The organism is Thermoanaerobacterium sp. PSU-2 (genome assembly GCF_002102475.1).
GTDB lineage: Bacteria > Bacillota > Thermoanaerobacteria > Thermoanaerobacterales > Thermoanaerobacteraceae > Thermoanaerobacterium.
On record NZ_MSQD01000012.1, the window covers coordinates 78,042 to 90,902 of the forward strand.

Annotated in this window: 15 protein-coding genes, 4 tRNA genes, 1 other RNA gene and 2 riboswitches; all 20 genes read left to right on the top strand. The window is 34.6% G+C overall.

What is annotated here, in order from left to right:
- Positions 1-73 precede the first annotated feature (73 nt).
- The 20 genes from BVF91_RS10070 (at position 74) to BVF91_RS10165 (ending at position 12,657) form a co-directional block, all read left to right on the top strand.
- Positions 74-655: a hypothetical protein gene (locus BVF91_RS10070; RefSeq protein ID WP_085113273.1), complete on the top strand. Its 582-nt coding sequence runs from the start codon at positions 74-76 to the stop codon at positions 653-655.
- A 76-nt stretch (positions 656-731) separates the two neighbouring features.
- Positions 732-1,208, top strand: coding sequence for a hypothetical protein (locus BVF91_RS10075; RefSeq protein ID WP_085113274.1), 477 nt, complete (start codon positions 732-734; stop codon positions 1,206-1,208).
- 104 nt (positions 1,209-1,312) lie between these two features.
- Positions 1,313-1,389, top strand: a tRNA-Arg gene (locus BVF91_RS10080).
- Positions 1,390-1,434: 45 nt separating this feature from the next.
- Positions 1,435-1,511: transfer RNA gene (locus BVF91_RS10085), tRNA-Arg, on the top strand.
- Between the two features lie 14 nt (positions 1,512-1,525).
- Positions 1,526-1,954 carry a nucleoside deaminase gene (locus tag BVF91_RS10090; protein WP_085113284.1) on the top strand — a complete coding sequence of 143 codons (429 nt, stop codon included), beginning with the start codon at positions 1,526-1,528 and terminating at the stop codon, positions 1,952-1,954.
- A 3-nt stretch (positions 1,955-1,957) separates the two neighbouring features.
- Positions 1,958-2,047: transfer RNA gene (locus BVF91_RS10095), tRNA-Ser, on the top strand.
- A 12-nt stretch (positions 2,048-2,059) separates the two neighbouring features.
- A tRNA-Ser gene (locus BVF91_RS10100) sits at positions 2,060-2,153 on the top strand.
- A 136-nt stretch (positions 2,154-2,289) separates the two neighbouring features.
- An RNA gene (gene ffs, locus BVF91_RS10105) (signal recognition particle sRNA large type) lies at positions 2,290-2,555 on the top strand.
- A gap of 154 nt (positions 2,556-2,709) precedes the next feature.
- Positions 2,710-4,602, top strand: coding sequence for an HD domain-containing phosphohydrolase (locus BVF91_RS10110; protein WP_085113275.1), 1,893 nt, complete (start codon positions 2,710-2,712; stop codon positions 4,600-4,602).
- A 58-nt stretch (positions 4,603-4,660) separates the two neighbouring features.
- On the top strand, positions 4,661-6,253 hold the full coding sequence (gene dnaX, locus BVF91_RS10115) for a DNA polymerase III subunit gamma/tau (protein ID WP_085113276.1): 1,593 nt from the start codon (positions 4,661-4,663) through the stop codon (positions 6,251-6,253).
- A gap of 69 nt (positions 6,254-6,322) precedes the next feature.
- The gene (locus BVF91_RS10120) at positions 6,323-6,658 is read left to right on the top strand and encodes a YbaB/EbfC family nucleoid-associated protein (protein ID WP_013786874.1); all 336 of its coding nucleotides are present in this window, start codon (positions 6,323-6,325) and stop codon (positions 6,656-6,658) included.
- Between the two features lie 13 nt (positions 6,659-6,671).
- A complete protein-coding gene (recR, locus tag BVF91_RS10125) occupies positions 6,672-7,271 on the top strand; it encodes a recombination mediator RecR (protein ID WP_013786875.1) in 600 nt (199 codons plus the stop codon).
- A gap of 148 nt (positions 7,272-7,419) precedes the next feature.
- Positions 7,420-7,522: riboswitch (SAM riboswitch) on the top strand.
- Between the two features lie 63 nt (positions 7,523-7,585).
- Positions 7,586-8,878 carry a homoserine dehydrogenase gene (locus BVF91_RS10130; protein WP_085113277.1) on the top strand — a complete coding sequence of 431 codons (1,293 nt, stop codon included), beginning with the start codon at positions 7,586-7,588 and terminating at the stop codon, positions 8,876-8,878.
- A 129-nt stretch (positions 8,879-9,007) separates the two neighbouring features.
- On the top strand, positions 9,008-9,520 hold the full coding sequence (locus BVF91_RS10135) for a DUF1003 domain-containing protein (RefSeq protein ID WP_085113278.1): 513 nt from the start codon (positions 9,008-9,010) through the stop codon (positions 9,518-9,520).
- A gap of 47 nt (positions 9,521-9,567) precedes the next feature.
- A riboswitch (Fluoride riboswitch) is annotated at positions 9,568-9,628 on the top strand.
- A gap of 57 nt (positions 9,629-9,685) precedes the next feature.
- On the top strand, positions 9,686-10,087 hold the full coding sequence (gene crcB / locus BVF91_RS10140) for a fluoride efflux transporter CrcB (protein ID WP_085113279.1): 402 nt from the start codon (positions 9,686-9,688) through the stop codon (positions 10,085-10,087).
- On the top strand, positions 10,087-10,458 hold the full coding sequence (crcB, locus tag BVF91_RS10145) for a fluoride efflux transporter CrcB (protein ID WP_085113280.1): 372 nt from the start codon (positions 10,087-10,089) through the stop codon (positions 10,456-10,458). Before crcB (BVF91_RS10140) ends, crcB (BVF91_RS10145) begins: the two co-directional genes overlap by 1 nt.
- Positions 10,459-10,499: 41 nt before the next feature.
- A complete protein-coding gene (locus tag BVF91_RS10150) occupies positions 10,500-11,681 on the top strand; it encodes an HD-GYP domain-containing protein (RefSeq protein WP_085113281.1) in 1,182 nt (393 codons plus the stop codon).
- A 48-nt stretch (positions 11,682-11,729) separates the two neighbouring features.
- Positions 11,730-11,996, top strand: coding sequence for a DUF2508 family protein (locus BVF91_RS10155; RefSeq protein WP_013786879.1), 267 nt, complete (start codon positions 11,730-11,732; stop codon positions 11,994-11,996).
- A gap of 52 nt (positions 11,997-12,048) precedes the next feature.
- Positions 12,049-12,321: a pro-sigmaK processing inhibitor BofA family protein gene (locus tag BVF91_RS10160; RefSeq protein ID WP_085113282.1), complete on the top strand. Its 273-nt coding sequence runs from the start codon at positions 12,049-12,051 to the stop codon at positions 12,319-12,321.
- An 87-nt stretch (positions 12,322-12,408) separates the two neighbouring features.
- Positions 12,409-12,657, top strand: coding sequence for a DUF1657 domain-containing protein (locus BVF91_RS10165; RefSeq protein WP_013296629.1), 249 nt, complete (start codon positions 12,409-12,411; stop codon positions 12,655-12,657).
- Positions 12,658-12,861 lie beyond the last annotated feature (204 nt).

The following is a 12,861-nucleotide window of genomic DNA, read 5'->3' on the forward strand; positions in this document are numbered from 1 at the left end:
TGCTAATTAATATTTGGCGGTGCACTTTATTTTTTGCATTAAAAGTGGAGATACTAAATGTAGGTGATGTTAAATGGAAATACTGCAGTCAGAATTAAAGATAGAAAATTTGATAAAAGAAACAGAACATATATTTGAAAAATTAATGAGCTTCAATGAGATTTTATCAAATGATGTGACAAAAATTGATGCAAAATTAGAAAAAAGCGAAAAAGAAATTAAGGAGTACATTGAAAGTCAATTTGAAGAAAATAACGATAGAAAATATCTAATAAGTTATTTGAGAAAGGCTGACAATCGATTAGATAACTTAAAAGAAATAGAAAACATGATTTACTCCAATATCGATGAATTAGGTAATGACGTAAAAACTCTAAAAGACAATCTGGATAACATGAAAAAGACACTATACAAGTTAAAAGATCTTGAAAGAGATATTAGCTCTATGAAAGCTGTAATCGAAAAGGATGTGCTTTTAAACATAGAGCTAAACAAAGAAAATACACCTGAAAAGGTAGAATACGTGTATGACTTGCCGCCGCAACTTGTAAACAATCTAAATACGGCATTAAATAATTTGTACATCGCCAGAGAAGGCATGAATAGGATAAAAATATACGAAGACATTGTAAATAATTTGGAAAATTTTCAATAGTAAAATTTTCATTTACTAATTCTAATCATAAAGGGAATATTAAATAACGGGGAAATTTTTTAAAGGAGGGTTTACATTGAATAGGAGAGAATTTGAGGATTACCTAGGTGAAAAAGTAAATAGTGAAGTGTCTGAAGAATTAAGTGCAAGATTTGGCAAAAACAATCAAGCACAGCAACAAGCTCAACAACAGGCACAGCAGCAAGCGCAGCAATTTCAGCAACAATTGCAGAGCATGGGCATAAATGTCACACCGCAGCAATTCCAGCAATTATTAAATCAAGTAAAAGCTCAAGCGCAACAACAGCAGCAGCAGACAGATATACAGGTTCAGCAAGCATTACAACAGGCTATGGCTGCACTTCAACAGGCTCAACAAAGCATACAGGCAAACCAAGTATTTGCACAGATGAGCAAAATATTAGATTCATCAAATCAGCAATTGCAGCAGTTGACACCACAGTTGCAAGCTCAACAAGCTCAGCAAGCACAGGCCAATTTCTTAAATCAGCAAGCAAATCAGCAGAATACGACACAAACAGGAATGCAGTAATAAAGTAAGGGTTATAGATAAAAGTCTATAGCCCTTTTTAAGCGGGGATTAATTTAGCATTTGCAAATAAAAATAAATTGTGGTATTATAAAGTATGTAAGTGTGCGCCCGTAGCTCAGTTGGATAGAGCGTTTGACTACGAATCAAAAGGCCACGGGTTCGAATCCTGTCGGGCGCACCACTATGATATTGACAAATTTGAAATTTTATTTATAATATAAATCATGCGCCCGTAGCTCAGCAGGATAGAGCAACGGTTTCCTAAACCGTGTGCCGGAGGTTCGAGTCCTCTCGGGCGCACCATTTGTGTGATTAAGATGTACAACGAATTTATGAAGTCTGCTATAGATGAGGCTATACTAAGCTTTATGCTTGGAGAGATGCCGGTTGGTGCAGTTGTAGTTAAAGATGGCATCATCATCGGTAGAGGCCATAATCTGAAAGAAACAGAAAAAGATGCGACGCAGCACGCAGAGATCAATGCTATAAAGGATGCTTGCAAAAGCATTGGTGATTGGAGACTTAATGGTGCATCGCTGTACGTCACATTAGAGCCATGTCCAATGTGCGCAGGCGCGATAATAGAGTCCAGAATAAAAAGAGTGTATATAGGCGCAGAGAGCCGTGATAGCGGTGCTGCAGGCACTGTATATGATCTTTTAAATAAAAAAGCAGAAGTTTATTTTGGCATCATGGAAGATGAGTGCAAAAAACTGATAAATGATTTTTTTAGTAGACTAAGGTAATCTGGAGAGATGGCTGAGTGGTCGAAAGCGCTCGCCTCGAAAGCGAGTGGGCGGATTCCCGCCTCGTGAGTTCGAATCTCACTCTCTCCGCCATGGAAATATCATGGAGAGATGGCTGAGCTGGTCTAAGGCGCACGACTGGAAATCGTGTGTACCCTCAAAACGGGTACCGAGGGTTCGAATCCCTCTCTCTCCGCCATTAAATGTAATTCCCATCTTAATCCATAACATCCATTAAAAATTTCAATCCATGTGTTGATTTTTACATATAGACGATGTATAATAGGTCTTGCATTGCACAAAATAATGTTGTAAGTTGAAAAGGACTTACATGGCCGTACTAGATGGGGAGGTAGCGGTGCCCTGTAACCTGCAATCCGCTATAGCAGGGTCGAATTCCCGAGCCGAGGCATGATTACTGTAAGGCTGGCATAAGTAAGTGATTATGATATTCAAGTCCTCCGCAATGGAAATTTGTGAACCCCGCCAGGTCTGGAAGGAAGCAACGGTAAGCAAATACTTCCATGTGCCGGGGGAGTGCTTGAGTGGAGTTAACTGCTTATGTAACGCTTATGGTAACATGACAGAGTCGGGTGTGCGGCCTTTTTATTTTATTATATTTTACTAAAAAATTTTAATACGTACATAAAAAATATTTTATCAAAAAAATATTCTGATATTTAAAATTTGTGTAAAGTTTTTTTGCGCATTGTCGAAAATACTAATAGTGACTTTTACTGCTTAGGGAGGTATTTATGTTTAGAAGTTATCGCAATCGCTTGTTCGTCATAATATTCGGAGTTTCAGTCTTTGTATATCTACTTTCGTTTGTCCACATAGTAAAAGGCATAGGCAATAACATATTTGCTTCTTTTTTGATATTGTTTATTTCGGCTTTTATAGCAATGACAGAGTCAAAGCACTTGTCATATCCAATAGAAAAGTTGAATGAAGGCGTTAAACGTATAATAGATGGTGAATACGATTATAATATCGATATAGATGTTTCAGAAGAATTTGTAGAGTTATCAAGAAGTTTCAGAGAAATGTCACATAAGCTAAAGTCAACTTATGAAGAGTTAAAAAGGGAGTCTCAGGAGCTTTTAAAGAAAAACAACGAATTGCAAGATTACTATGCAGAGCTTGAGGCATCTTATGAGCAGATGGAAGCTGTGACAAACGAGCTTGAGAAATCGGAATCAAAGTATAGGACGTTGGTAGACAATATTTCAGATATTCTTTGGTTTACTGATAGTGAATATAATATAGAGTTTATTAATAATAGATCAGTAAGGTATTTAGATTATATGCCAGACGAGATGACAGGCAGAAAAATCACAGAATTCGTTCATGACGACGATAAGAAGATCATGGAAGATCTGATGAATGGCAGAATAAGCATGGCGGAAATAAAATTCAAAAAAAGAGATGGTTCAATACTCCTTACAGAAACGAGAGCCAAGGTAATAAAGAACAATGAAAATGAGATATTGGGAATTCAAGGCTTGTCGAGGGATATAACTGATTACAATAATGCGAAAAAAGAGATAATGGAGAGAAATAGGCAGATTCTGGCCATAGGAAATGTGACGCAATTGTTGACTAAAAATTTAGAACCTCGAGATGTTTTATATTCTATTGCTGAAAAAATATCCACCATTCTTTCTTCACCACTTTGTACCATAAGGACGATAAATGAGTCAGGAAGATTAGAGCTTATGGTAGCAGCAGGGGAATTGAGAGACATGCCTCTTTTAAAAGAGTTGTCGTTGTCGTCGGATGAAAATGTTAAGCTTCTTGTTTCAAAAGAGATTACTGTTTTGGATCCTAATAAATTCCCGATAGATGATAATTTGCTTTTGCGATTGAAAGAATTAAATGTAAAAAACGTGATAGCTGTTCCACTCATATCTAAAGATAAGGCTGTGGGAATCTTAAATATATTAACAACTTCAAAGCTTGCCAATGATATAAGCTTGTTGAGATCTGTTGCTGATAGTGTGTCTGTTGCCATAGAAAATGCAAATCTGTATGACGACATGAGGAATTGGTACTTTAGGACCATCGACGCTTTGGCTCATGCTGTTGAGGCAAAGGATAAATACACAAAGGGGCATTCGCTTAGAGTTTCGAAGTACGCTGCAATTATAGCCGAAAGCATGGGACTGCCAAAAGATGAAATAGAAAAGATAAGAATTGCTGGTCTGTTGCATGATATAGGAAAGATAGGGGTGGCTGACAGTATACTTACCAAGCCTGGCAAGCTTACAAATGATGAGTACGACAAGATAAAGCAACATCCAAAAATATCTAGAAAAATATTGGAACCAATTGGACTATCTAAGGATATAATGGATGGAATTGAAAAACACCACGAAAGATACGATGGGAAAGGATATCCATTTGGGCTTAATGACGACAACATACCATTGATTGCTGCGATACTGTGTGTGGCAGATTCATTCGATGCCATGACATCTGATAGATCGTATAGGAAAGGGATTTCCTTTGACGAGGCTGTAAATGAATTATTGAAGTACAAAGGCACCCAGTTTAATCCGAGGGTTGTTGACAGTGTAATATCTATATACATGAGAGACAGAAAAAAGATGGAGAGGATTAAAGTAGAAACGGAAGTAGCAAACTAAAAGGATATAGAAAAGTATCCTTTTTTTTGTTACAATTAAGTAAATGAGGTGTTTTTCTATGTACCAATCACTGTACAGAAAGTATAGGCCTAGAAGCTTTGGGGAAGTTTTGGGGCAAAATCATATTGTCAGGACTTTAAAAAATCAGATAAAAAGTGGGCGAATAGGACATGCATATCTTTTTTGCGGTACAAGAGGTACAGGCAAGACAAGTGTTGCAAAGATTTTTGCAAAAGCTGTTAATTGCCCTAATAGCGTAGATGGGGAGCCATGCAACAAATGTCAGATATGCCAGTCTGCCAATAACAATTCTCTCATGGACATAATAGAGATAGATGCGGCATCGAATAACAGCGTTGATGATGTAAGGGAATTGAGGGATAACGTCATATATGCTCCTTCTTCATGTAAGTACAAGGTGTACATTATCGATGAAGTCCATATGCTGTCTGGCAGTGCTTTTAATGCCCTTTTAAAGACGCTTGAAGAGCCTCCGCAACACGCGATATTTATTCTGGCTACAACTGAGCCAAATAAGATACCTGCAACTATTTTGTCAAGGTGTCAAAGGTTTGACTTTAAAAGGATATCATCGAAAGTTATTTCACAGAATATAAAGAAGATAGCTGAAGACAGCCAAATAAAAATAGACAGTAAAGCAATTGCACTGATTGCAAAGCATGGAAATGGCTCTATGAGGGATGCTATAAGCATACTTGAGCAGTGTGCTTCATACAACGATGTTTTAACGTATGATGATGTGTGTGATATACTTGGCACTGTAAATGATGATACATTGTTTGCTTTAGTGAATAGTTTAAACGATAGAGATGGAAAAGAAACCATAAAACAGATAGATAAGTTGATGCTTTACGGCATAGACGTAAATAATTTGGTGAAGGCTTTATTGTCTTTTTTGAGAGATGTGATTGTATATAAGACATGTGGTGATGAGTCAGAAGAGATATTAGAAACAGAGATAAATGATGTAATTGAGAAGGCTTCTTTATTTGACATGGCGTTTTTATCAAATGTGTTAGAGAAATTGATAGATCTTCAGGGAAAAATAAGATATGCTCAATCTCCAAGAATAATGCTGGAGATAACATTGCTTAAGCTTATAAATCCGGAAATCTCACCTGATATGGACAGTATTTTAGATAGACTAAGTATGTTGGAAAATGTGATTAAAAATGGAAAAGTAATGCCATCTGTAGAGAAGGATATTGTCGCTGATGATAAAACTTTAAAATCTGAGAGGGCTTTTGATGATGTAGTGGTAAAAAAAGAAGCGAAAAAAACTGATGATATAGTTGATAAAGTAGATAAGAGCATTGAGATAAATGTGAATGAAGTTTTCAAAAAACTATTAAGCATGATAAAGAAAGACAGACCGATGATTTTTTCTTTTTTAAGCTTAGGCAAACCGTATTTGAAAGATGGCAATTTTGTGATAGAATATCCAAAGGAGCATGTGTTTTACAAAGAAGAGCTTAATAAAATCGAAAATAAAGATTACATCAAAGATGCTATTAAAAGACTGACAGGTAATGATTACAACATAGTTTTTGCTACAGAAGAAAAAAATGAAGATGAACAGTTAATTGAGGCAGTAAGAAAATATTTTGGCGATGTAGAAATAATAGATTGATTAATCACTACTGAGTCAAAATTAGCATATAAATAAGAGAGAATACAAAATTAATTAGGAGGTATTTGGATGGCTAAAGGAGGATTTCCTGGCGGTTTCAACATGAATAACATGATAAAGCAAGCGCAGCAGATGCAGGAGCAAATGAAGAAAATGCAGGAGGAGCTTGAAAACAAGACGGTTGAGGAGTCTGCAGGCGGTGGAGCTGTAAAGGTAGTGGCAAATGGCAGAAAGGAGCTTATAAGCATAAAGATCGATCCGGATGTCGTTGACAAAGACGATGTAGAGATGCTGGAGGATCTTGTATTGGCTGCAGTAAATCAAGCTTTAAGAAGTGCTGAAAAGATGATTGCAGAAGAGATGGGAAAAATAACAGGAGGTTTCAACATACCTGGCTTGTTCTGAGGTGAATTAATTAATGAACGTATATTCGAGGTCATTGTCAAGGCTTATTGATGAATTATCAAGACTTCCCGGCATTGGACGCAAGACAGCTCAGAGGCTGGCGTTTTACATCTTAGATATGCCTTTAGACGATGTTGTTAACTTGTCTAATGCTATTTTAGAGGCAAAGAACAATTTAAGATACTGTAAAAAGTGCTATAACTTTACTGACAGTGAGCTTTGCAGTATATGCAGTGATGAGACGAGGGATACACATACCATATGTGTAGTTTCCGATCCCAAAGATGTAGTAGCGATGGAAAAGACGAGGGAATATCGAGGCTTATACCATGTACTTCACGGTGCAATATCGCCTATGGATGGAATAGGTCCAGAGGATATAAAGATAAAAGAGCTGTTGGAGAGGATAAAAGATGCTGAAATCAATGAAATAATATTAGCTACAAATCCAGACATAGAAGGCGAGGCAACTGCAATGTACATCGCAAAGCTTATAAAACCTTTTGGAATAAAGGTGACAAGAATTGCACATGGTGTACCGGTAGGCGGTGACCTCGAATACACAGATTCTGTAACACTGTCAAGGGCTTTAGAAGGCAGAAGGGAAATGTAAGTGATCGAAATTGAATCTTTTAACTAAAAGGTACTATGTTGATGTAAGAAAATGTGGAAAAGATAAAAAATCTAAAAATATGTATTGATTCTTAGCGTATAAAGTGATAATATAAATATCAACAAATTTAAAAGAGAATATTGAAGGCCTCTTATCAAGAGTGGTGGAGGGACTGGCCCGATGAAACCCGGCAACCGGCATTTATATGCGTTTGGTGCCAAATCCTGCAGGGAAAACCTGAGAGATGAGAGGAGTGGCGTATTTTGGCCCTCTTCTCATTGAAGAGGGCCAAAAATTTTTAGGAGGTATGCCACATGGAATTTAAGATTGGATTGTTGGGATTTGGAACAGTAGGAAGCGGAGTCTATAAAATAGTCGCATCAAGAAAACAGCATATAAAACAAAAAACGGGGTTTTATCCCGAAATAAAAAAAATACTAGTGAAGCATCCTGATAAGCCGAGAAATGTTAATGGTGTAGATGAAATACTAACAACTGATGCTAACGAAATCTTGTGTGATAGCGAAATAAGTGCAATAATTGAAGTAATGGGAGGAATTGATCCTGCTTACGAGTACGTAAAAAAGGCGATAATTTCTAAAAAACATGTAATTACTGCAAACAAAGAGTTAATAGCAAAATATGGAGACGAGCTTAGAAAAATGGCAGATGAAAATGGTGTATTTTTGAAATTTGAAGCAAGTGTCGCTGGAGCAATCCCCATTATACATCAAATTGAGAGGCTCAAAATAACCGATGAAATAAATTTCGTAGGAGGGATAATAAACGGTACTACAAACTACATATTGACGCAAATAACAGAAAAGGGAATGAAATATGATGAAGCACTTTTATCAGCTCAAAAAAGAGGTTATGCTGAAAGCAATCCGGATTACGATATAAAAGGATTCGATGCTTTGTATAAGCTTGTGATTCTTATAAAAAAAGCATTCGATGCTGATGTTTCTGCTAATTCAATATTGAGATATGGTATAAATGAAATAAAAAATGACGATATATATTATGCTGAAAAATTGGGATACAAGATTAAACCATTTGCATGGGCTAAATACGAGAAAGGAAACGTCTATGCGAGTGTAGAGCCTATATTGATAGAAGATAGCAACATTTTAGCAAGTGTTGGTGATGTAAACAATGCTGTTATACTGAGAGGAGACAGTTTTAAAGAGCTAATTTTTATTGGAAAAGGTGCAGGACAAATGCCTACAGGTGATTCGGTTGTTGCAGATTTAATAGATATACTATTGAATTATGATATAAAAACGAATCATACGTCTAAACGCATTTCAGTTTTTAATGGTAGTTTTACAGATGTATTTTATATAAAACTTAAACCATTTTACAAGTTTAATATAAAAAATATTTTAAAATTTTTTACTGATAATGGCGCTTCGTTTAATGAGTCTGTTTATGATGGAAATACTTTTGCGGCTGTTTTCAAGCTTTTTGATAATGATATAAACAGGTTTATAGAAAGTTTAGAAAACAAAAAAATGTGTACAATAGAAAGTCTCTTCAAAGTGTTGCATGATGACAATGAAGTGGATAATAAACAAGTTAATACAATACAAAGTGAAGTTATATAAAAATTATACAAAGTATGATGCACGTCATTAAATTAACGGAAAGTAAATTTAAATCTTGTAATGCGTTTGATATCTATCAACATAAAATTTTAACCAATATTTATTTTTACAATGAAATGAGGGATGAATATGACAAAGAATTTTTCGAAAAAGGACTTGATTAAAGTTATATTAGAAGATATAGATGATTCTGAAATGATTGAAGAAGATATTATTCATATGATTATTAATGAGAAAGTTGCTAAAGATGTTTCAAAAGAGCATGAAAAGCATTTAACTTTTGGAGACAGAATGTCAGATAAGTTAGCGGAATTTGCCGGAAGCTGGGTTTTTATAATAGGTTTTGGAATTGTGCTTTTTGCCTGGATCATTGCGAATAGTTTTATTTTAAAACGTCCTTATGATCCATATCCATTTATTTTGCTTAATCTTATTTTATCATGTCTTGCTGCAATTCAAGCTCCAATTATTATGATGAGCCAAAATAGGCAAGAAGCAAAAGACAGAATTCGCTCTAAAAATGATTATAAAGTTAACTTAAAATCAGAGCTAATTATAGAAGATCTCCATAAAAAGATAGATGAATTGCAAAAATTACACCAAGAATTACTTAATAAGATTGACACTTTAAATAAAATGTAAATTTTATATAAAATATTTACTTTAAAAACAAATCTATGATATAATTGTTGATGTAAGGTGATGGAGCTCACCATTAAATGCAATGATGCTGATGGCTCCTATTGGGTATACTAACTCAATAGGAGCTTATTTATTACTGTTTTATGAAAATGGAGGGTGATTTACATGGAATACGTCTATATAGGTGTTGGTGGTTTTTTTGGGGCAATTTTGAGATATCTAATTTCTACTTACTATCAAAGTATATTGCATACAGTATTTCCCGTTGAAACCTTTTTTATTAATATCTTTGGATCATTTTTGTTAAGCTATATTTCAAATTTAGCCCTTGAAGAATTTAATGTAAATTTCAATATAAGACTTGCTATTACAACAGGATTTATAGGTGCTTTTACTACATTCTCCACTTTTACTAAAGAGACTATGGATCTAATAAGAAACGGGAAAATCGCTGTTGCGATATTGTATGTGCTTCTATCAATATTTATAGGATTTATCATGTCATTTATGGGATTTGAATTAGGAGATAAGACTGCAAAAATGATTAAAGGGCGTGAAGAAAATTGATGCTAAATATGCTGTTAGTAGGTTTAGGAGGAGTTTTTGGAGCAATATTGAGGTATGAAATATCAAGGCACATAAAAGAAAATAGGGAATTTGTAGTGCCATTAGAGACATTTATCATAAATGTTACTGGCGCTTTATTATTAAGCTTTTTATCAAGTCCTAAGCTTGTCCATCTATTTAATGACGATATAAAATTGTTTATCATGACAGGATTTATAGGTGCTTTTACTACATATTCCACATTTTCTCATGAGACAATAGATCTTTTTCGCAAAAAACATTATATACATGCATTTTTGTATTCATTTGTTACTGTCGTCGTTGGACTTATTGGCGCTTTTTTAGGATACTATATTGGAAGTTTGTTTTAAATAATGTATTATAGAAGTATAGAAGGAGGGGGTATGAGGTTTTGATATTAGACTATTTTAGATTGCTTTCAGCGTTATCGCTATCATTAGATGTGATGGAGAAAAGAAGTTTCGGACATGCCAGGAAAGTTGCCTATGTTGCCATAAGACTGGCACGAAATATTGGCGTTAAAGACGATGAAGAATATAAGATCTTTTATTCTGCTTTTTTGCATGATATAGGGAAAAGCGATGTAGTTGAGGACATTAACCATGACAGCACGTGGAAGCATTCCCTTAAAGGAAGTGAATTTGTAAAAGGGATGCCTAAAGGGGATGAGTTTTCCGAAATCATCAAGTATCATCATGAAAATTGGGATGGAAGTGGGCATTTCCATCTTAGTGGAAACTCTATTCCTTTAGAAGCACAGATAATATATTTAGCTGATCAATTTGATATAAGGTACAGCATTATATCCAAGAAACTCAATGAGTACGATACAAGGGAAAACATAAAGAAATGGCTTGATTTAGAATCCAAAAAGGCGTTTAATCCTCTATTGGTAAGCATGTTTAAAGATCTAATGAAGCAAGAAAAGTTTTGGCTGGATTATGAAAATTATAATCAGTTTGATGTCTTAAATCCGTACATAAGAAATGAAATTATGGTGATTGGAATAGATGATCTTGAGAGTATCGCCGAAGTTTTTTCAAAAATAATTGATAACAAAAGTCATTTTACGTACAACCATTCAAAAGGCATATCTGAAATTGCACATAAAGCAGCGATGCTTTCCGGATACGATCAAATTACAGTTCAAAAGGTGAAAATAGCAGGCCTTTTGCATGATTTAGGCAAATTGGCCATACCAAATGAAATATTGGACAAACCAGGAAAGCTTACTGAAGAAGAATTTACGACGATAAAGTCTCATACATACTTTACTAAAAAAATACTACGGGAGATAGGAGAAATTGATGATATAGCTGAGTGGGCTGCAAATCACCATGAGAAATTAGATGGCTCAGGGTATCCTGAAGGACTTACTGAAGAAGACCTTGATGAAATTTCAAGGCTTATGGCTGTTTGCGATATATACCAAGCACTAACAGAAGATAGGCCCTATAGAAAAGGTATGTCACATATTGAAGCAATCGATGTGATCTATAAATTGGTCAAGCAAAATAAGGTAGATGGGAAATCGCTGGAGATAATAAGAGAAATACAAAAAGTGAACAAATAAGTATACTCATCCATATAACTGTCAATAATATGGATGAGGAGGTATTATATGGGCACGCTATATAAAATTTTTAGGGAGATATCAGCTACAAAAGAAGAAACAAATGATGAAAATGATGCTTTGATAGATGAAGTGAAAAACACCATGAGACAGTTAAAAGATGCGGAAATGTATTTTCAAAGTGTTACAGATCCTGACTTAATTGATCAAGCTATTTACAACATAGAGTCATTGAGAAAGAAGTATACTTATTTACTTAAAAAAGCTAAAGAAAACGGTGTGAATTTTGATAATTTCAATTCGCTTATATCATAATTTGTCCCCCTCTTAATATAATAATCATAGGATGTATTAAGGGGGAATTTTTATGAATTTAAGCATTGAATACAATATAATAATAGCATATGTAGTGGGACTTTTTTTATTATACATACTTGGGTGGTTATTGGTTGTACCGAGAAAATTTCTTATAAGGCTTATTTTAAATGGAGTAGTAGGAGCATTAGTCTTGTTTTTTATGAATATGGCTGGAAAGACATTTGGAATATATGTCGGCATAAATCCTATAACAGCTTTAGTTGTAGGCTTTTTAGGCATACCTGGAGTGATTTTGCTTATTGTGTTGCAGTATATCGTGTAATATAAATTTCCAAATAATTATAAGTGTAAATAATCTCCTTAATAGAAATAATAAAAAAGGTAATATTTTATTAAGGAGGTTACAAAGATGACTGTAAAAAGCGATATCGAAAAGGCTGTTGCTGCAGCACAGTCTGCACTTGGAACGTACGCGCAGTTTGCCAGCGCGACAGATGATCCAGCAGCTAAGCAGATGTTTCAGCAGATGCAGCAAGATATGCAAAGGCACGTAAATATGCTAAACAATAGATTGAATTATATAAATTCAAATAACAAACTGAATCAACAGCAGCAGGCTACACAGCAAGTGCAAAATATACTTTCAAATAAAAAATGAGTATTAGGGGCATCTATTGATGCCTCAAAAATTTTACATAAAATTAACATAAAACGAGAAAAAATCAAGCATTTATAAGATAATTAGACATAAAATGAATTATTGGCTGTAATTTAGGCAATAGGAGTATTGCAATATAAATAATAAATGTGGTATATTAATGAAGCACAGATTATTCGACTATATATTGATTCTAAAATTATT